Genomic DNA, 19416 nt, shown 5'->3' on the forward strand with positions numbered 1-19416 from the left:
CGACGTAACGCACCGATATTGATTAAAAAATTAAACTCATTCAAGGTGCGTTACGAATACAGCTAACACACCCTACGATTAGGCAATTAAAAACTTTTTTTGTCAGAATCAGGATAACCAGGATTAGAGGATTAATCAATTAGCAAAAGGATTTACTATTTTTAATTCTGTAATTGCCTGAAAATCACTAATATTTCTTGTCACTAAAATAGCGTTTTGATTTATTGCTGTAGCAGCGATAATTGCATCAGGAAGTTTAATTTTGTAATTTCGCTTTAATTGGATGGTTTTATCTTCAATCTCTTGTGATAATGGAACTACTGTAAACTGAGATAACAAATCTTCAATACATTCCTCTTCTTCCTGTGACAAACCAGCAAAACTCAGTAATTCAATACGGATAATTGGTGAAAGTATAATTTCGTGTACATTCACAAATTCTTCTGTAAACCATGAATCAACTACTGTATCATCGGCTAAATAGTAAATAAAAATATTTGTATCAAATATTTGTATCATAAAGATATCTCATTTATCCCACTCCTGACGCAGATGATCTAAATGAGCTAACATAGCAGATTTTTTATTCTATCACCTATTCCCAGTTTAATGACTGGAAATTCCCATAGTGAAACCTTAGAACCAAAGCGAGATGGTTCAGATATTGGAGAATGGCTTTGTGGAATACTTGGTCGTTATCCTGCCTCCTATAGAGAAATTGACAAATATCTCCGAGAGATTATGGAAGACTTCCAAGATTTTGTCAATGAAATTATTGGTAAAGAATTAAAAAGTCTTGTGGTTAGATTTGAGAAAAATAAGGCAACTTTGAATGTTGATTTTCAAGATTTATCAGATGGTGAAAAATGCTTTTTTCTTTGTGCTTTAGTTTTAGCTGCTAATAAATTCTATGGACCTATTTTCTGTTTTTGGGATGAACCTGATAATTATCTTTCTCTATCAATAGTAGGTCATTTTATGATTTCTCTACAACGTTCATTTATAAAAAATGGACAAATTTTAGTAACTTCTCATAATCCTGAAGCAATCAGAAAATTCTCTGATGAAAATACCTTTTTCCTCGATAAAAAAAGTCACTTAGAACCAACTCTAATTAGATTACTTAGTGAAATACCCGGTCGTGGAGATCGAGTTGATCTAATTAATGACTTAATTTGTGGAGACATAGAATTATGAGTCCCAATGACTATAGACCACAGCTTATTGTTTTAGTAGAAGATGATGCTCATCGTCAGATTGTTAACGTATTTTGTCTAGATTTAAACGTGGCTATTGATAGGATTCACCTTTTACAAGAAGCTCGTGGATGGGTAAACGTTAAAGATGAATTTAAAGAAAAATATATTCAAAAACTGCGACAAAATGTTAATAAACATATATTATTAATTATTGATCGTGATGTTTATCAAAATAGAGAAATTCATGTACGAGAGTGTATTCCTGAAGATATAAAAAACAGAGTATTTATTTTGGTGTTCAACCCTAATCCAGAAACGCTTAAAGATAATAAAAAGGATATTCAAAAAAGTTTTAAGAATATCGGAAAAGCACTTGCTAAAGCTTGCTCTGAAAGGGAAAATGGATTGTGGGAACATCCTGTTCTCATAGACAATAAACCTGAGTTAGAACGAATGATTATATCTGTTAAACCATTTCTGTTTACAAATTAGACTAAAAAACAATATGTTAGCACAAATTAATCAAGTCGCTTTTGCTGTAATTCTCGTAATCATTGTTTATCTTATTCTGCGGTTTTTATTCCCAGCAAATAATCAAGATATACCTATTAATAATGAATCTGTAACTTCTCCAGACACAGAACAGAAGATTAAAGAGTTAGAATTTCAATGTCAACGACTCAGGGAGGAATTAAAACAACAATCTCAACAATTACAAACTGATTTTCAAGAGGAAACTTTTACCTACTTACAAACTTTACTCGCTAACTATCCCACAGTTAAAAAAATGGCTTTAGCTAAACCAGAGTTACCAGCTAAAAACCTGGTTTCTCTATTTACATCTTTAGATAATCTAATTACTAATTGGGGTTATACTGTGATTGGGGAAACCTGGGAACAGGTTAATTATAATCCCCAATTACATCAAGCTGATAGTGATGACATTCAAGAGGGGGAATTAGTCTATATTCGTTTTATTGGTTATCAAGATGGTGATAAAGTTCTCTATCCTGCAAAAGTTAGTCGCACTTTACCAGCAGGGTTTGATAATCATTGAATGATAATATCATAGGTTGGGTTAAGCAAAGCGCAACCCAACAAAACAGAGAAATAATAAATGTTGGGTTTCATTCTTCAACCCAACCTACTATTAATGATTAATGAATAATGATTAATGAATTATGACGACTATCGCAATTGATTTTGGCACAAGTAATACTGTAATCAGTATTTTAGAAGCTGATACTCAACAACCTAAAAGTTTACGTTTCCCTAATTTATCCCGTGTCTTTGTAGGTGTGACTCCTCACGGTGAAAGAGTAGAATATCCTGTTATTCCTAGTTTAATGTTTATTAAACCAGGTAATAATATTATATTAGGTGAAGGTGTGAGAAGTCAACGTTTAGGACTTTCTCAAAGTTATCCTCCTGAACGGTTATTTAAAAAGTTTAAACGCGATTTGGCGGGAGATTATCAACCTCCAGCAATCCAAATTGATGGTATAAATTATCATACTGTTTCTATTTCTGAGTTATTTATGCAAACTATTTGGACAGAAATTAAACAGCAGAATATTGAACCCAGTCATTTGATTTTTACTGTTCCCGTTGGTGCTTTTGAGCGTTATTTAGATTGGTTTCGAGATTTAGGAAAAAAGTTAAATGTTCCAAAGGTATCTATCGTTGATGAATCTACTGCTGCGGCTTTAGGATATGCTATAAAACACCCTGGTAAGTTAATTTTAGTAGTAGATTTTGGTGGGGGAACTCTTGATTTAAGTTTAGTTAAAACTGTAACTAATTCTGATGCAAATAATAGTCTACGCGCTGAGGTTTTAGCTAAGTCGGAAGCATACATAGGTGGTGAAGATATTGATGTTTGGATAGTTGATGATTATTTACGTTCTCAAAAACTCACTCCTGAACAAGTTGGTAAAATCAGTTATCAAAATCTTTTAGAAATTGCTGAACGTTTAAAAATTCAACTTTCTAAAAATCAATCTGTTTCTGAAAGTTGGTTTGATGATGAATCTTTTATGTCTTATGAGTTAAAAATCACCCGTGAAAAATTAGAAGAAATTTTGGAGTATCGGCAATTTTTACAACAGTTACGAGATGCGTTAGATGAGGTTTTAACTTTTGCACTGAGAAAAGGTATTGCTAAAAATGATATTGAACAAGTTTTATTAGTGGGAGGAAGTTGTTTAATTCCCGCAGTTCAACAATTAATTATTTCTTATTTTGGTAAAAGTAAGGTAAAATTAAATAAACCCTTTGATGCTGTATGTCACGGTGCGTTAGCAATTACCCAAATTACAGAAATAGATGATTTTTTGCGTCATAGTTACGCGATTCGTTTATGGGATAATTTCAGCAAAAGTTATATTTATCATCCTATATTTACTAAAGGTACAAAATATCCTTGTCAAAGTTCCCAATGGTTAACCTTACAAACTGCAAATAATGGACAAACAGAAATTCGTTTAGATATTGGTGAAGTTGGTGATATGACACAAACAGAAATTGCTTTTGATGCGTTAGGAAGAATGACTTCTAGCACTATCCAACATCAAGAAAGTTACCGTTCCCTAGATACTCAACATCAACAGGTATGTGTAGCAAAACTTAACCCTCCAGGAGCAGCAGGATTTGATAGAATATCCGTGTTATTTGAGGTAGATTCACGACGGATTTTATTAGCAACAGTCAAAGACTTATTAACAGGAGAGATGTTAATTAATAGAGGTGAAATTTATAACTTGTAAATTGAGGTAAGATAATATCTCTAAGCGTTCTCAGAAGACAGGAGTAGAGTACGGGTTTTAGCGATACGTAGCTACACAAATTTTATTTAGGGTTTGCTGAAAAAGTCTTTCCGTGGTGACAGGTGACAGTTTCAGCTATTCGTCATCCCCAAAGTTGCTGATTTTTTAGACCCAAAATGTACACTCTCTTTGGGTGTACCCTGGAAGATCCTGGAACTTTCTTTTTGTGTGTTTATCAACCTCAAACCTTTCATTTGTCAAGGTTTTGCCTTTATTCAGCAAACCCTATGTAATTGCTGAATTGAATATTGAGGTGTTAGTTCTAATAACTGATTAATTCTTGTTTGTGCTACTGTCAAAATTTCATGATTTAAACTACCATCTTCATAACATTTCACAAAATCTTCTGCAATTTTATAGGTTCGGGTTAAACAAGATGAATTAATATTGCGAGAAACAATAAATAAATCACATCCAGCATGAATAGATTTAGCAATTGTTCCCGATTTCATAAACATTTCTGCCACTGCTTTCATATCTAAATCATCAGAAATAACCACACCTTTAAAACCTAATTCCTGACGTAAAACATCGCTTAAAATTGTTTTTGATAATGTTGCTGGTACTTCTGGATCAATTTGTGGGAATAATATATGTGCTGTCATAATTAGCGGTATTCCTGCATTAATTAATCTTTGAAAAGGTATTAATTCCCGTTTTCTTAAATCTGCTAAACTTAAGTTTAAAATTGGTAATTCTAAATGAGAATCTGTGCTAGTATCTCCATGACCAGGAAAATGTTTAGCAGTACCTAATATTCCTTCTGCTTTTAGTCCTTGATAATACTTTTCTGCACCCATACTAGCCGTTTCCGCAGTATTTCCAAATGCACGAGGTCCAATAATCGGATTTTCAGGATTAGAAAAAATGTCTGCAACGGGAGCAAAAGAAAGATTAATTCCTAATGATTTTAATTCTTTACCTGTAGCTTTAGCAACTTCTAATATCTCTTCATTTTTCAATAAATATGGGTAAGGAAATCGTGTTATTGGTGCAGGTGTTCTTACTACTCTGCCACCTTCATGATCTATACTCATGAACATTAAATCTCGTTCTGTATATTCTCTGATTTGCTGATTTAATATTTGGAATTGCGCTAACCAAGTGGGATAATCTACATCTTGTAAAAAGTTTTTAGCAAAAAATATGATTCCCACAGGTTGCAGTTGGTTTAGGGCTTTTTTATCATCATCATTTAAGGTTGTACCGGATATACCCATAATCAGATGATTACCAAATCTTGCCAATTTATTTTGATGAAATCTGGTCATTTTGTTAATTTTCTTGTTAATTTTTTACTAAGCTGTTACATTTTGATTTGGATAGTAGATGCAAGCAAGATGCTTACGCTACTGTTACCTTTTGATTTAGATAGTAGATGCAAGCAAGATGCTTACGCTACTGTTACCTTTTGATTTGGATAGTATATGCAAGCAAGATGCTTACGCTACTGTTACCTTTTGATTTAGATAGTAGATGCAAGCAAGATGCTTACGCTACTGTTACCTTTTGATTTGGATAGTAGATGCAAGCAAGATGCTTACGCTACTGTTACCTTTTGATTTGGATAGTAGATGCAAGCAAGATGCTTACGCTACTGTTACCTTTTGATTTGGATAGTAGATGCAAGCAAGATGCTTACGCTACTGTTACCTTTTGATTTGGATAGTAGATGCAAGCAAGATGCTTACGCTACTGTTACCTTTTGATTTGGATAGTAGATGCAAGCAAGATGCTTACGCTACATTTTGTCAGTGGATGTGTATTTTCATAAATTTGCCTATATGAAATTGTTTAGCAATTGTTTAGCTTAAATGTTGCATAATAATCTGAATTGCTGTTTCTGGTCCAACTAATGATAAATAGGGATCTTGTAAATATTTATTTGCTACTACCATCAAATCTTGACTTGTGACATGATTAATAATTTGGGGAAATTTCTGATCAAATTCTATACCCAAACCTAAAATTTCATACCATCCATATATGTAGGCTATACTAGCATTTGTTTGTTTACCTAAAGCATATTGCCCAATTATTTTGTTTTTAGCGGTTTGTAATGCTTCCGCTGATAGTTCCTGTTGAGATAATAAAGCTACTTCTTCATATAGTCCCTGATAAGCAACAAGAGTATTTTCTGGTGCAGTACCAATATACACTATAAAAGATGCAGGAAATAATCTGGTGGAATACATTGCAGATACATCATAAGCTAACCCTTGTCTTTCTCGTAACTCTACAAATAAGCGACTAGAAAGACCATTTCCTAAATAGGTTGCTAATACTTTTAATGCTGCAAAATTAGGATCTTTTACTGATGTTCCCATATAACCTAAAATAATAATTGATTGTTGGGTGGTCATGGGATATAAGCATTTTTTGGGATTAATATTATTAATATTAATATTAATTGCAGGTAAATTTAAACTCGGTTTGGGTTCTGGAGGTATTTGCCAATTTTTGAAAGTATTGTTAACTAGTTCTTCTGCTTGTAAAGGGGTAATTTTCCCAGCAATACTAATAACTATTTGATCGGAACGGAAATGAGTTTGATGATATGCTATTAAGTCATCACGAGTAATGTTGTTAATGCTATTTTCTGTGCCTAAAACTGATATCCCATAGGGATGATCTGCATACATTACTTCTCGTAATTTTTCAAAAGCAATGCTAAAAGGTTGTTCTTTTTGTGAACGAATATCTTGCAATGCTAATTTTTTTTCTAATTCTATTTGTTGGGGAGGAAATGTAGGCGATCGCAATATTTTTTCCCCTAAGGTAAATATGTCTAAAAAATCAGCACTGACAGTTTTTAATGATAGAACAAAATAGTCTGTACCTGCATCTGTACTTAAACTTGCACCTACAGATTCTATAGTTTCCGCAATTTCCACGCTAGATAAATCTGCACATCCTTTGGTCATTAAAGATGCTAATAAATTTAGCAAACCTGCTTTTTCTTTCGGTTCATAACAACTACCAGTACGGATAAAAATACGACCAGCTATAATATCAGAACCTTGATTTTCTGATACTAATAAAACTATGCCATTATCTAATACTGTACGATGGATTAAATTATCAATAAGAGCAGTTTTCATAGTGTATTATAGAGATCATCAGTTAACAATTAGAAATCACAAAGGTTAGAAATAACGAGAGATAAATTATAAACTTATAAACTTATAAACTTATAAACTTTATCATGTTTTGTCATGTACAGGACTTACACAACTGGCACATTGGTAGGGTGTGGTTCGACAAGCTCACCAACCACTTCAGACAGTATAAATCATGTAAATAACCAAATTGTTGATAAGCTAATGTGCAGCACTCACTGTATAATTAAAAAACCTGAAGTTACAGTAGCACAAGCATCTTGCTTGTATTAATTATTTAAGTTAAAAGCACAACAGCTTATCTGACGCACCCTACAACAGATTTTTTAGTGTGACACTTGTGTAAGTCCTAATGTATTTACAATTAATCTTGTTTGTAGAGATGTTTGATAAAAACCTTTTAAATCATATAAATAACATCTCTACATATTAAAAAAATATTAATCATTAGTAACCAACAGTTATGGGGTTTAGCATTGCTAAACCCCTACAAAATGCTGATAAAATGTTTTAAGCTCACCGCAACGCCGTTTTACCTCAGTTTATGACCTGGTTAAACCAGGGGGGAACAGGTTGTTCTTGTTTAAAGTTTCTGGGTACAAGCCCAGTTTACTGCCACGAGAATTGTTAGCTCCCTTTTTCTTAAAGACATAGATCAAAAAACTTGATGGCAGTCACCAATCGTTGCAGTGGAACTTAAATCATTATAACCGATAAAACAAATTTGTCTATATTTTCCCCAAAAATTTTTAGTTTAGCTGTCAGCTATCAGCTATCAGTTATGAAGATCACCTACTTCTTTAATCTTCTTAATACTTATGAGTGAAAATTATCCTAGGGACAATTCATGAATTGTCCCTACAAGGTTTTGGTGGTTATGTACATTTCATTACCACAAGATGCCTAAGTGGTTTAAGGATACCAAATTGATTCGATTTGCTGTATAATACCTTCTATTTGCTGTTGATTATTCTCAGACAATAAAACCGTAATATGTCCCAACTTACGACTAGGACGAGATTCCGTTTTACCATACCAATGAATGGTACTTTGGGGTATTTTTGCTAATTCTTGACGTTGCTTTTGATATGAATCAAAAGATGTTTCATATCCTAATAAATTAACCATCACAGCACTAGCACAATTTAATTCTGTTTTACCTAATTCTAAACCGCAAACAGTTCTTAAATGTTGTTCAAATTGGGATGTTGCACAAGCCTCTATAGAAAAATGTCCTGAGTTGTGAGTTCTTGGTGCTATTTCATTGATGAGGATTTTACCATCATTTGTAAGAAATAACTCAATACCGAGAACGCCAATAAATTGCAGACTATTCAATAGTTTATGAGCGATCGCTACAATTTCCTCATTTTGTGTTTTACTGATATCTGCTGGGGCGATAACAGTGCGACATACTTGATCTTTTTGTCGCGTTTCTACCACTGGATAAGTAACTATTTCTCCTGTTACAGAACGGGCAGCAATTATAGCTAATTCCTTAGTAAAAGGCACAAATTTTTCTACCAAAAAACGGCTTTGATTATGATTAATTGTACTTGCTAATTGTGCCAATTCAGAAATAATAAAAGTTCCTTGTCCATCATATCCATGTCGTCTAGTTTTGATGACTACAGGTAAACCCAATTGCGTAATTTTATCAGCAATATTTTCCTGTTCTATAAAATCGAAAAAATTAGGAACAGGTAAACCTAAACTTTGTAAATAACAACGTTGTTCATATTTATCTAACAAAGGAGATAAGGCTGATAAACTAGGACGAAAACAAACATTTTGCTTTTCTAATAATGATAATGCTGGCAAATTTACAAACTCATTTTCAAAAGTAATAACATCACATTTTTTAGCCAAGACTTCTGTAGCATAATGATCATTTACCACACTCAAAATTACATCCTTAGCAATAGATACAGCCGGATCATTTTGACTAGGAGTTTGAATAATTAACTCTACTCCTAATTTTTTAGCTGCATCACTCATCATCCAAGCTAGTTGTCCACCACCGATTATACCAAGTTTTATTGACATCCTAATGACTCACGAGTTTCTATACCTGTTTGTGAATTTACTCCTTTGGCTTGTTTACAGAGTGCTTTAATTTGTGAACCATCTAAAATTGCATCTGTAAAATCTGCACCTTCGATGTTAACACGTTTAAAGTCTGTACGCAATAAAAGAGCTTCTCTTAAAATAGCATCACTTAAATCAGCACCATCTAATTTTACACTATCAATCATGGCATTAGTTAAATTTGCTTTATGTAATTTTGCCTGTGTCATCACAGAAGCACTTAAAACTGCTCCCCGTAAGTCAGCATTGGTAAAATTGGCCAATTCTAAATTAGCATTAGAAAATTCTGCTGCTTGTAAACTTTCTCCTGAAAAATCATGTCTGGATAGTTCTGCATTACTAAATGATAGGGGATGAGTCCAATCTGCTAGTGCTGGAAATGTGATACACCAAAGTATAATTGATAGGATCAATGTGATTGTTGGTTTATAAAACATGATTTGGTATTTGGTAATTGGTAATTGTCAATTCTTAACATTGTTAATATTCCTAAATAAAACTTAGTAAATGATTTACAAAAGTTGATATTGAACATTAACAAGTAAAGTTTGTTGTAGTTGTGGTTGCGATTTTACTTTATGCTGCTAGTCTAATATTTATGGGACATTTAAACTAGAAACAACTGATGGCTTAGATCACTTATCACTTAATTTAAGTAATGGATGGATTTAGAGGCTGATGTTTTCCCTATGAGAAAACAAGTTAATATAAAGTTAATATTATCAGCTTTTTGATCAGATTTTTTAACTTTTATTTTAACTTTTTATCTATCTAAATCCTCATATATAGCAAAGGATCAGTTAGTGAGAAAATTAATTGATGATCAAGACATAAAACTGGTTAAAAACTGTTAAGTGTCAAGGATCATCTAACTAAAAACCTAGAAGCTGTAAAACATATACGCAATTGGAAAGTAAAATTATATGATAAATCGTTACTCTATGCAATGGATTGAAGAATGGTGTGTAGAAAATGGCTGGACAGACTTATTTATGGAAAGAAGAGATAATTTTTGGGCGTTTCCTCCGGGGGGAGTAATGCCAGAACCCATACCAGTTCATGTATTGCAAGTAATTAAGGAAGAAAATGGTTTAACTAATACAGAGATGTTTTTAGCATTTGCGGCAGTTTCAACGACGATTTTAGCGATAATTACAACGTTTTGGTTAAGATGTCCTATGCCCTTGGTTTTGTCTTTTGGGTTTAATGCTTTTACCGTAGCCCAGTTTGAACCAGAAGGGTAACGGGGAGTAGTAGGGAGTAGGGAGAAAATTTCTTATTCTGACTCCTGACTCCTGACTCCTATTAAAGAAATTTTAACAAGTGTTACAGTCTATGACGCGATCGCAACATAAGTTAGGTTAGGGTGTTATTATGCCTTAAAAACATTGAGAGATAACCTTCAGCCTATGGCAACTCTAACTGGACAAATGCCCATTTTCGGCGGTAGCACTGGCGGTCTGCTCACCAAAGCAGATGTAGAAGAAAAATATGCTATCACTTGGACTAGCCCCAAGGAGCAAGTTTTTGAAATGCCTACTGGTGGTGCAGCAACAATGCGTAAAGGCGAAAACTTGTTGTACATTGCTCGTAAAGAGTATGGTATTGCATTAGGCGCACAATTACGCAAGTTCAAAATCACTGATTACAAAGTTTACCGCATTTTACCAAGTGGAGAAACCACTGCTATTCATCCTGCTGATGGTGTATTTCCTGAAAAAGTTAATGCTGGTCGTCAAATGGTTCGCCACGTACCTCGCAGTATTGGTAAAAACCCCAGTCCTGCACAAGTTAAGTTCAGTGGTAAAGCTACTCACGACGTATAATTAGGAGTAGGGGCGAACGGCCGTTCGCCCCTTCCTCAAAATCCCCGAATTCTTAAAGATCCCCGAATTCTCAAAGATCCCCGACTTCTCAAAGAAGTCGGGGATCTGAAAATTATCAATTATCAATTATCAATTATTTATGATTTTCCCTAATTTTCAACAATTCACAGAATTAGCTAAAAAAGGTAATTTTATTCCTCTATATCAAGAATGGGTTGCTGATTTAGATACACCTGTTTCCGCTTGGTATAAGGTATGTGCAGCAGAACCCTATAGCTTTTTATTAGAGTCAGTTGAAGGGGGGGAAAAAATTGGACGTTATAGTTTATTAGGTTGTGATCCTTTATGGACTTTAGAAGCACGAGGAAATACAACTACTCAAACTTTTAGAGATGGGAAAAAACAAGTTTTTACAGGTGATCCTTTTGCGGTTTTAGGTGAATGTCTTGCACCTTATCATCCAGTAAAATTGTCAGAATTACCGTCAGGAATTGGGGGGTTATTTGGATTTTGGGGTTATGAATTAATTAATTGGATAGAACCTCGTGTACCTATTCATCCCCAAGATGAAAGAAATATTCCCGATGGGTTATGGATGCAGGTAGATCAATTGTTGATTTTTGATCAGGTAAAACGCAAAATTTGGGCGATCGCTTATGCTGATTTAAGAAATGCCGAAAGTTTAGAAGTGGCCTATCAAAAAGCGAGCGATCACATTGAAAAAATGGTACATAAATTATCATTACCATTATCATCAGAAAATACTCAATTATCTTGGCAACCTCCAGGAAGTAAACCAAAAGCTGGGATAGATGAATATGAAACTAATTTCACCAAATCACAATTTTGTGCCAGTGTGGAAAAAGCCAAAGAATATATCAAAGCAGGTGATATTTTCCAAGTTGTCATATCCCAAAGATTATCTACCAAATATATAGGAAATCCCTTTGCATTATATCGTTCTTTAAGGCAAATTAACCCTTCCCCTTATATGGCATATTTTAACTTTCAAGACTGGCAAATTATCGGTTCTAGTCCTGAAGTGATGGTCAAGGCAGAAAAAGACGAATTAGGGGGTATAATTGCCACTGTTAGACCTATTGCGGGAACACGGCCACGAGGTAAAACTAGTATTGAAGATGAGGCTTTTGCTAAAGAATTGTTAGCAGATGCCAAGGAAGTGGCTGAACATATTATGTTAGTAGACTTAGGACGTAATGATTTAGGTCGAGTATGTGAAAATGGCAGTGTAAAAGTTGATGAATTAATGGTAATTGAACATTATTCTCATGTGATGCACATTGTTAGTAATGTAGTGGGAAAATTAGCAAATCATAAGACAGCTTGGGATTTATTAAAAGCCTGTTTTCCTGCGGGTACAGTTAGTGGTGCACCAAAAATTCGCGCTATGGAAATTATTAATGAGTTAGAACCTACTCGTCGCGGAGTTTATTCAGGAGTGTATGGATATTATGACTTTGAAGGACAATTAAATACAGCGATCGCTATTAGAACTATGGTATTACATAATCAGATTGTCACAGTACAAGCTGGCGCTGGTTTAGTGGCCGACTCTCAACCAGAAACAGAATATCAAGAAACATTAAATAAAGCCAGAGGTATGTTAGAAGCCATTGGTTGTTTGAAATAAAAGATCGATCCCCGACTTCTTTAAGAAGTCGGGGATCTATGATAAACTCATACTGAATATCTAAATTACCTTTTTCATATTCAACAAGCCTTTAAGTATATACTTACCAAGTATTTGGTTTTGCCAAATTTTTAAACTTAGTAAATTGCGGATCAAATAACAATTTAATTGTTCCCGTTGGTCCATTTCTATGTTTTGCAACTATCACTTCTGCTATTCCGCGATCGGGAGTATCTGGACTATAATATTCATCACGATATAACATCATCACTATATCCGCATCCTGTTCAATTGAATTATGAACAATAATATTATTAGCAATAAAATTATGTAATTTATTTACTGTTAAATCAAATACTTCTTCTTCTCCATCCAATTCAATTGAGACAATTTCATCCCAATAAACATCACCATTAGCAAGAGTAATTAGTTGTTGTTGGCAATTTAATTGATCAAGTCTTTTCCAACCATGAATTGTCAAAAATTTATGATTACCTGTAGCCCTAATTTTTCTTCCTAATCGAGTTTTTAAAGTAAATACCGATTTTATACCTGTAGAAAAGGCATTAGTAACAATCGCCCTTTCTAGCTTCATTGTATCTTTGTTCAAGCCCCACACTGCAAAACCAGATGTCCCTACTAATTCTTTAATTGGTATTTGTAATCCATTATCATTATCTGCTAATGTTACTAAGCTATCGCCAGCTAAACAGCCTGATTCTCTCAAATCTGATAACATCGGACGTTTATTAGTTCTCGCTTCCACTCCTCGACTTAACTGAGATAAAGCAATAATTGGTACAGATAATTCCCGCGCTAAACCTTTCAAAGATCGGGTAATTCTCGATAATTCCTGTACTCGATTATCTCCTGCACCTTCCATTAATTGTAAATAATCTATTATTATTAATCCTAAATTAGCACTTTGTTCTGCTTGCAATCTCCGGGCTTGACTCCGCATTTGGGTAACAGTAATATTAGGAGTATCATCAATAAAAATCGGAGTTTCTGCTAATAAACTAATGGCACGACTTAAATCTTCCCATTGATTTTGGGCAATACGTCCAGTTCTTAAATAACTACTTTCAATTCTCGCTTCACTAGCTAATAATCTTTGTACTAATTGTTCTTTAGACATTTCTAAACTAAATACTGCCACTGGTAATTGATATCCCGCAGCAATATTATGGGCAAGGTTCAGGCAAAATGCAGTATTATGAACACAAATATCATTAGCTACAAAGTTATGGGTTTGAGGAATTGTTAAATCATAAACTTGTTTATTACCTGCAAATTCTATAGATATTATTTCATCCCAATATACATCACTATTGGCTAGTTTTTGGAGATGCAAATTATCTAAAGTAGTAGCTAATATCCATAGTCTTTCTCTAGTTAATGAACCTTTACCAATATGGAGATTACTGTAGTTATTAATACCATCATTTTTAGCTAAATTACTCCAAGATTGATCACCTTTTGCGGCTGATATTTCTTGCCAAATTTCTTTAGGAATTAAATCACAATTTGTTTGATATCTTTTTTTAGATATTGCTTTTGCAACTTTTTCTAATGCTTCTTCTTTACCGAAAATACCAATTTCTTCAATAAATACTTTAATAGCTATAGTATCCGTAATATCTAATTGCCAAGATGATCTAATAGTATTATTATACTTATTTAACCGAGGTTTTAATCTGGAAATAATGCCAAATCTGAGTAATAAATGCTGTATTTGTCTAGCTAACTTTTCGCTAACTGTTCCATAACCTAATTGTGATTGACCACTTGTAAGTACAGTAGCCCAACCATCTGTAGAAAATAGACGATTTAGAAATAATGCTATTTGTGATTTTTCTAGTTTAAAAATGATTTTTGGAATAGTTTTAGTATGAGCATCTTTCCCCCACAAACCTAATTTCTCTAACCATGCTGTTAAAGAATTTTTGGTAGATTTACTGATACTAGAAAATCCATAAGGTGCAAATTTTTCTGACTCTATTTGCAGAGTTTCACATAGTAAATTAAAAGTTTCATCATTGGCTAAACATAATCCTTTTTGCCACATACAAATTAACGATGGCTTTACACCTAATTTATTACTTAACTGTTTAGCAGATAATGAATGAGATAAAATAGCATTTTTAAGAGTTTTAGCAAAGATTTTTCTTTGATTAGCAATAAATTCTAAATCCCCTGGAACACAAAATGATGGTGTTCGTTTTCCTTGAGAATCCTCTCTTCTTACTGTTAAACCTCCAAATTCATTTACCGCTTTCCAAAAATCCTCTTGTATTAATTGGTTACTGTTTGTAAATCTAGGAGTGGTATTAGTTAAACCACTATCATTAATCAAGTAAGCTAATAATTTAACTTGACATTCTGGAATTTTCTCTTTTCCGAAAATATCAATCTTCTGAGGTACAGCTATTTTATCTCCCACTTGCAAATTTTCTAATTTCTGCCAACCTTTAATAGTTAAATATGGATGAGTAATAGTAGTTTCAATCATTCTCCCTAAACGAGTTGTTACCCGAAAAACAGGTTTAATACCATCATCTATAAATGCTGATGGTTGAGTAATAGTAAATTGCCAATTTTCATTTAATGTTAATAAAGATGCTGTACGATTTTGATATATTTCTTGAATAGTAGTAATTTCTCCATTTTCTAAAATAATTTCTGCATCAAAACTCAAACATTTCCCCATTGAAGGTCTTCCAGCCACTATAATTAAATCAGAGCGTTGAAACCCCGTAGTCATCGCATCTAAATCATAAAAACCACAGGGGATACCCGGTAAAGCAATTCCTTGATGACGACTATCTATATCATCAAAAGTATGAATTAAAGTATCACTAATATGAACTAACCCACTTTGAGGTTTTTCTTGAGTAACATTAAAAACTTTTTGTTCCGCTTGATCTAAAACTATCGGTAATTCTGTCTCTGTTTGAAAACCTAATTGCACAATTTCATTACCTGCTTTTATTAACTGTCTTCGCAGGTATTTTTCCATTACTAATTCCGCTAAAGCATCAATATTCACCGCTGAAACTGTCCGATCTATCAATGTGGCTAATTTGTTTCTACCGCCAATTTTTGTCAGTTGATCATGATCTGTCAACCAGTTAGTAATAGCTAATAAATCTGTGGGTTGTTGTTGGGCATGAAGACGTAATGCCGCTTGATATATAATACTATGGGTGCTAATATAAAATGCTTCTGGAACTAAGCGATCGCTCACCCTATTAATTGCTTCTGGATCTAATAATATCCCCCCTAAAATTGCCTCTTCAGCCTCTATATTTTGCGGAGGTAAACTATTTTTATGATCACCTTGAAAATTTAATTCTTCATTCATAATATTAGCTATCAGTAGTCAGCTATCAGCTATCAGTTTTTTTGCGTGTGACTCCTGACTCCTGACTTCTGACTCCTGACTCCTATTATCCTAATTAGAAACTACTTCAATCTCAATTTGCGCTGTAACTTCAGAGTGCAATTTAATATCCGCTTTGTAACTTCCCAATTTACCAATATCAGGAATGGTAATATTACGACGATCTATTTCTATACTAGCAGCCGCTTGAATAGCATCAGATACATCCTGAGTAGTTACAGTACCGAAAATAGCTTCATTTTCACCCACTTGTTTGGCAATTTTCAAACTAGCAAGTTTTTCTAAAGCCGCTTTTTGTTCTGTTGCTTGTTGTTTTAATTCTAATTGTCTTTGACGCTCTTTTTCCCGACGTATTTCCACTTGTCTGAGAACAGCAGGTGTAGCCTGTGTAGCTAAACTTTGGGGAATTAGATAGTTACGTGCATAACCAGGTGCTACCTCTACTAAATCTCCTGATTTGCCCAACTTACTCACATCTTTGGTTAATACTAATTGTACTCGTTTGGCCATGATTTTGCGCTTCCTGTCAATTTTTCTGTTAATTCTTAAATTTTGGTTATGAACCCCAAAGATTAAATATTATAACGAAATTGGTGGGGCGATCGCAATACATCAGCAAAAAAATAAATTTTCACAACCATGATCTTTGTATTCAGTAAATAGAAAATTAGCAACTTTCATCCCCAACTGACCATATAATGTAAAATATCACCTGTTGAGTAAGAGCTTCTACATAATGAAAACTCGACTACATATCCTCCAAAAAAATCCCACGTCATCTACCCATACTCCCATTTCTAACCCTTTCCAACCTCGTGGTTTTGGGATGGACGAAAACTCCCAGCAAAGCACATATTCGCCACAAGAAGTAGATTTAGACGCACGGTATGAACACGCTAAAAGGATGAGACGTAACTGGGATGAAATTTCTGTATATCCGTATGGACAAGAAACAATTATGCCTGTACAAGCTAAATTAAGTATAGGTCAGCCTAATGATAAATATGAACAAGAAGCCGATCAGGTAGCTGATAAAGTGGTTCAAAAAATGAACTCTCCTGAAAATAATATTCAAAAAGAAGCTGCTCCCGAAGAAGAAGAACTGCAAATGAAATCTTTAATTCAACGTGAAGCTGCTCCCGAAGAAGAAGAACTGCAAACTAAATCTTTAATTCAACGTGAAGCTGCTCCCGAAGAAGAAGAACTGCAAACTAAATCTCTAATTCAACGTGAAGCTGCTCCCGAAGAAGAAGAACTGCAAATGAAATCTTTAATTCAACGTGAAGCTGCTCCCGAAGAAGAAGAACTGCAAATGAAATCTTTAATTCAACGTGAAGAAATTAAAGAAGAAGAACAACCAGAAATTCAAGCTAAAGGAGAAAATACTAAAAATCCAGCAAATGAAAATTTTGAACAATCTTTAAATTCTAGTAAAGGTGGAGGACAACCGTTAGCTGATAATGTTCGTCAACCAATGGAAAAAGCCTTTGGGGCTGATTTTAGTGGGGTGAAAATTCACACAGATAGCAAATCAGATCAACTAAATCAACAAATTCAAGCTAGAGCATTTACCACAGGACAAGATGTATTTTTCAGAGGTGGAGAATATAATCCAGGAAGTACAGACGGACAGCATTTATTAGCCCATGAATTAACTCATGTGGTGCAACAAAATGGTGGTACTGTTCAGAGAAAACCACTAGCTACTCCTATCATCACATCAGCATACCAAATTATTCAAAAAGCACAATACGCTTACGGATCAGCAAATACAACACCTCATATTCACTGTTATGGTTCCGATTCCCATTTAAAAATTGCTGGTGGAAAACGATATGACTTAGTAAAAGATGGTTACAGGGTAGAACAAAATAGACTTAACGAAGCCTTTGATGCCATTAGGGAGCAATATCCTCAAGAAAATAATAACGTGAGAAATGCTGTTATTAATGCTATGAGAAATATTTTGAGAAATGCACAAATCAGACCTAGAAATGACTAATTTTAATACCTTATTTCTCCTGCCAACTGAACCCGCATCTCATACAATTAACGGTTAAAAATACATAATTAACCGTTAAGTATACAATTCTTACCTAACAATAGAACGTAATAATACCACTTGACGACCATCTGCTAAAATCGCAAAAAACCCATTTTCACCCAATCTTTGTAATGTGTTATATGCCTCTTTTTGGTTAGTTGTATAAACTGCTAATAAATAAGGTCTTTGTCCATAGGAAACAAACCCAACATCACCACCCACAGCTTTTCTTAAAGGTTCTACCAATTCTGGACGGTTAGAATAATCTACTAATATTGCATAACCTTCACCTAAAATTCTGGGATTATAATTACTTGATCTTGATGTGATAACTGTTGTTGTTTGCGGATTTTGTTGTACATTTTGTTCAGGAGGACGAGTGGTAATAATGGCAGATAAACCTACTACATTTTGAATATATCTAGCCCAACGATTAGCATCATCAATTTTACTAAAACCACCAATTCTGGTAACGGTTTGATTGCTATATTGACATACTGATGTTTTGATTTCTGTAGGTAAAGCACTTCGTAATTGTTGTTGATTTTCGTTACTAGGACTAACAACTAATAATAAAAGTTCTCCTGTATTTGGTGGTTGACAGTTAGGAAAGTTTTGCTGGGCAATAACAGGATTAATACTACTAATTAACGTATTAATTAAAGGAGCGATCGCTAATAATAATCCAGTGGTTAAATGTGGTAATCTTTTCATAAAAAGTAATTGGTGATTAATAATCTATTGATCATCTATATGAGAACAGGGGAAAGAACTAAAAATTTTCAAGTTCAAAATTTTAATTCATGTTCCCCAGTCTAACTCCTGATTAAGCTACTGCACTTAAAGATTCTAAAGGATTAGATATAGTTTCTGATGGGGCTAAAAATTCCCCAGTAATCACATATTCTAATCTTAGTTGTAACCAAGTAATAAATTGCTTATTAGTAGAAATGATAGCCGCCGCAGGTTGTGGACATTTGGCTTTAATATCTTTCATTTCTGGTGCTTCTATAAAAGCAGGTTGTTTAATTAACCAAAAATCAATAGCTTTTTCTTGCTCGTGATAGTTGCGGGTACGTTCTTTCAGAACTTCTGCTATTGGTTCTTCTTCCATTAGGAAGTGTTGACTGGCTAAAACGTAATAGTATGTTTGCATTGTTTTCCTTGACTGACTAACCAATTATTTTAGGATAAAGAGGGAATTTTTCTGTACTTTCACTACTTAACCCAAGTTGCTAGTTATTAATTTTCGGATATTTTG

The 19416-nt window shown here is 33.9% G+C and carries 17 protein-coding genes and 1 other RNA gene; 8 read left to right on the plus strand and 10 right to left on the minus strand.

Features of this window, described 5'->3' with window-relative positions:
• Nucleotides 1-135: 135 nt before the first annotated feature.
• On the minus strand, nt 136-519 hold the full coding sequence (locus H6F32_RS00480) for a type II toxin-antitoxin system VapC family toxin (RefSeq protein ID WP_190367374.1): 384 nt from the start codon (nt 517-519) through the stop codon (nt 136-138).
• Between the two features lie 90 nt (nt 520-609).
• Here H6F32_RS00480 and H6F32_RS00485 point away from each other — a divergent pair, with 90 nt between their 5' ends.
• The 4 genes from H6F32_RS00485 to H6F32_RS00500 all read left to right on the plus strand — a co-directional run bounded on the left by H6F32_RS00485 (nt 610) and on the right by H6F32_RS00500 (nt 3964).
• Nucleotides 610-1197 (plus strand): AAA family ATPase, encoded by a 588-nt coding sequence (locus H6F32_RS00485; protein ID WP_190367375.1) that lies wholly within the window; start codon nt 610-612, stop codon nt 1195-1197.
• Nucleotides 1194-1691 carry a hypothetical protein gene (locus tag H6F32_RS00490; RefSeq protein WP_190367376.1) on the plus strand — a complete coding sequence of 166 codons (498 nt, stop codon included), beginning with the start codon at nt 1194-1196 and terminating at the stop codon, nt 1689-1691. The genes H6F32_RS00485 and H6F32_RS00490 overlap by 4 nt, the downstream gene beginning before the upstream one ends.
• 13 nt (nt 1692-1704) lie before the next feature.
• Nucleotides 1705-2256 (plus strand): nucleotide exchange factor GrpE, encoded by a 552-nt coding sequence (locus H6F32_RS00495; protein ID WP_190367377.1) that lies wholly within the window; start codon nt 1705-1707, stop codon nt 2254-2256.
• A gap of 124 nt (nt 2257-2380) precedes the next feature.
• Nucleotides 2381-3964: an Hsp70 family protein gene (locus tag H6F32_RS00500; protein ID WP_190367378.1), complete on the plus strand. Its 1584-nt coding sequence runs from the start codon at nt 2381-2383 to the stop codon at nt 3962-3964.
• A gap of 275 nt (nt 3965-4239) precedes the next feature.
• Here H6F32_RS00500 and nagZ read toward each other — a convergent pair whose 3' ends face one another.
• The 5 genes from nagZ to H6F32_RS00525 all read right to left on the minus strand — a co-directional run bounded on the left by nagZ (nt 4240) and on the right by H6F32_RS00525 (nt 9668).
• Nucleotides 4240-5295 carry a beta-N-acetylhexosaminidase gene (gene nagZ, locus H6F32_RS00505; protein WP_190367379.1) on the minus strand — a complete coding sequence of 352 codons (1056 nt, stop codon included), beginning with the start codon at nt 5293-5295 and terminating at the stop codon, nt 4240-4242.
• A 534-nt stretch (nt 5296-5829) separates the two neighbouring features.
• Nucleotides 5830-7125 (minus strand): pitrilysin family protein, encoded by a 1296-nt coding sequence (locus tag H6F32_RS00510; RefSeq protein WP_190367380.1) that lies wholly within the window; start codon nt 7123-7125, stop codon nt 5830-5832.
• A 530-nt stretch (nt 7126-7655) separates the two neighbouring features.
• Nucleotides 7656-7839, minus strand: a non-coding RNA gene (gene ssrS / locus H6F32_RS00515) — 6S RNA.
• A 216-nt stretch (nt 7840-8055) separates the two neighbouring features.
• Nucleotides 8056-9189, minus strand: a complete 1134-nt coding sequence (locus tag H6F32_RS00520; RefSeq protein WP_190367381.1) for a 5-(carboxyamino)imidazole ribonucleotide synthase — start codon at nt 9187-9189, stop codon at nt 8056-8058.
• Complete coding sequence (locus H6F32_RS00525; RefSeq protein WP_190367382.1) at nt 9180-9668, minus strand: pentapeptide repeat-containing protein; 489 nt, start codon at nt 9666-9668, stop codon at nt 9180-9182. The genes H6F32_RS00520 and H6F32_RS00525 overlap by 10 nt, the downstream gene beginning before the upstream one ends.
• Before the next feature lie 486 nt (nt 9669-10154).
• Between H6F32_RS00525 and H6F32_RS00530 the strand changes: the two genes are divergently transcribed.
• From H6F32_RS00530 to trpE, 3 genes are all read left to right on the plus strand, one after another.
• Nucleotides 10155-10475 carry a hypothetical protein gene (locus H6F32_RS00530; RefSeq protein ID WP_190367383.1) on the plus strand — a complete coding sequence of 107 codons (321 nt, stop codon included), beginning with the start codon at nt 10155-10157 and terminating at the stop codon, nt 10473-10475.
• 165 nt (nt 10476-10640) lie between these two features.
• A complete protein-coding gene (locus H6F32_RS00535) occupies nt 10641-11057 on the plus strand; it encodes a photosystem I reaction center subunit II PsaD (protein ID WP_190367384.1) in 417 nt (138 codons plus the stop codon).
• A 139-nt stretch (nt 11058-11196) separates the two neighbouring features.
• Nucleotides 11197-12708 carry an anthranilate synthase component I gene (gene trpE, locus H6F32_RS00540; RefSeq protein ID WP_190367385.1) on the plus strand — a complete coding sequence of 504 codons (1512 nt, stop codon included), beginning with the start codon at nt 11197-11199 and terminating at the stop codon, nt 12706-12708.
• 103 nt (nt 12709-12811) lie between these two features.
• Here trpE and dnaB read toward each other — a convergent pair whose 3' ends face one another.
• Nucleotides 12812-16072, minus strand: coding sequence for a replicative DNA helicase (gene dnaB / locus H6F32_RS00545; RefSeq protein WP_190367386.1), 3261 nt, complete (start codon nt 16070-16072; stop codon nt 12812-12814).
• A 90-nt stretch (nt 16073-16162) separates the two neighbouring features.
• The gene (rplI, locus tag H6F32_RS00550; RefSeq protein ID WP_190367387.1) at nt 16163-16621 is read right to left on the minus strand and encodes a 50S ribosomal protein L9; all 459 of its coding nucleotides are present in this window, start codon (nt 16619-16621) and stop codon (nt 16163-16165) included.
• 226 nt (nt 16622-16847) lie between these two features.
• Here rplI and H6F32_RS00555 point away from each other — a divergent pair, with 226 nt between their 5' ends.
• Nucleotides 16848-18113 (plus strand): DUF4157 domain-containing protein, encoded by a 1266-nt coding sequence (locus H6F32_RS00555; RefSeq protein ID WP_190367388.1) that lies wholly within the window; start codon nt 16848-16850, stop codon nt 18111-18113.
• Between the two features lie 90 nt (nt 18114-18203).
• Here H6F32_RS00555 and H6F32_RS00560 read toward each other — a convergent pair whose 3' ends face one another.
• Together H6F32_RS00560 and H6F32_RS00565 are read right to left on the minus strand one after the other, a co-directional pair.
• The gene (locus tag H6F32_RS00560; protein WP_190367389.1) at nt 18204-18869 is read right to left on the minus strand and encodes a hypothetical protein; all 666 of its coding nucleotides are present in this window, start codon (nt 18867-18869) and stop codon (nt 18204-18206) included.
• A 112-nt stretch (nt 18870-18981) separates the two neighbouring features.
• The gene (locus H6F32_RS00565; RefSeq protein ID WP_190367390.1) at nt 18982-19311 is read right to left on the minus strand and encodes an MgPME-cyclase complex family protein; all 330 of its coding nucleotides are present in this window, start codon (nt 19309-19311) and stop codon (nt 18982-18984) included.
• Nucleotides 19312-19416: the final 105 nt, after the last annotated feature.

This window comes from Anabaena sp. FACHB-1237 (genome assembly GCF_014696225.1).
Lineage (GTDB): Bacteria > Cyanobacteriota > Cyanobacteriia > Cyanobacteriales > Nostocaceae > FACHB-1237.

Excerpts from the sequence above, each read along its gene's own strand:
- H6F32_RS00480 (WP_190367374.1), bottom strand. The coding sequence starts at position 519 with ATGATACAAATATTTGATACAAATATTTTTATTTACTATTTAGCCGAT.
- H6F32_RS00485 (WP_190367375.1), top strand. The coding sequence starts at position 610 with ATGACTGGAAATTCCCATAGTGAAACCTTAGAACCAAAGCGAGATGGT.
- H6F32_RS00490 (WP_190367376.1), top strand. The coding sequence starts at position 1,194 with ATGAGTCCCAATGACTATAGACCACAGCTTATTGTTTTAGTAGAAGAT.
- H6F32_RS00495 (WP_190367377.1), top strand. The coding sequence starts at position 1,705 with ATGTTAGCACAAATTAATCAAGTCGCTTTTGCTGTAATTCTCGTAATC.
- H6F32_RS00500 (WP_190367378.1), top strand. The coding sequence starts at position 2,381 with ATGACGACTATCGCAATTGATTTTGGCACAAGTAATACTGTAATCAGT.
- nagZ (WP_190367379.1), bottom strand. The coding sequence starts at position 5,295 with ATGACCAGATTTCATCAAAATAAATTGGCAAGATTTGGTAATCATCTG.
- H6F32_RS00510 (WP_190367380.1), bottom strand. The coding sequence starts at position 7,125 with ATGAAAACTGCTCTTATTGATAATTTAATCCATCGTACAGTATTAGAT.
- H6F32_RS00520 (WP_190367381.1), bottom strand. The coding sequence starts at position 9,189 with ATGTCAATAAAACTTGGTATAATCGGTGGTGGACAACTAGCTTGGATG.
- H6F32_RS00525 (WP_190367382.1), bottom strand. The coding sequence starts at position 9,668 with ATGTTTTATAAACCAACAATCACATTGATCCTATCAATTATACTTTGG.
- H6F32_RS00530 (WP_190367383.1), top strand. The coding sequence starts at position 10,155 with ATGATAAATCGTTACTCTATGCAATGGATTGAAGAATGGTGTGTAGAA.
- H6F32_RS00535 (WP_190367384.1), top strand. The coding sequence starts at position 10,641 with ATGGCAACTCTAACTGGACAAATGCCCATTTTCGGCGGTAGCACTGGC.
- trpE (WP_190367385.1), top strand. The coding sequence starts at position 11,197 with ATGATTTTCCCTAATTTTCAACAATTCACAGAATTAGCTAAAAAAGGT.
- dnaB (WP_190367386.1), bottom strand. The coding sequence starts at position 16,072 with ATGAATGAAGAATTAAATTTTCAAGGTGATCATAAAAATAGTTTACCT.
- rplI (WP_190367387.1), bottom strand. The coding sequence starts at position 16,621 with ATGGCCAAACGAGTACAATTAGTATTAACCAAAGATGTGAGTAAGTTG.
- H6F32_RS00555 (WP_190367388.1), top strand. The coding sequence starts at position 16,848 with ATGAAAACTCGACTACATATCCTCCAAAAAAATCCCACGTCATCTACC.
- H6F32_RS00560 (WP_190367389.1), bottom strand. The coding sequence starts at position 18,869 with ATGAAAAGATTACCACATTTAACCACTGGATTATTATTAGCGATCGCT.
- H6F32_RS00565 (WP_190367390.1), bottom strand. The coding sequence starts at position 19,311 with ATGCAAACATACTATTACGTTTTAGCCAGTCAACACTTCCTAATGGAA.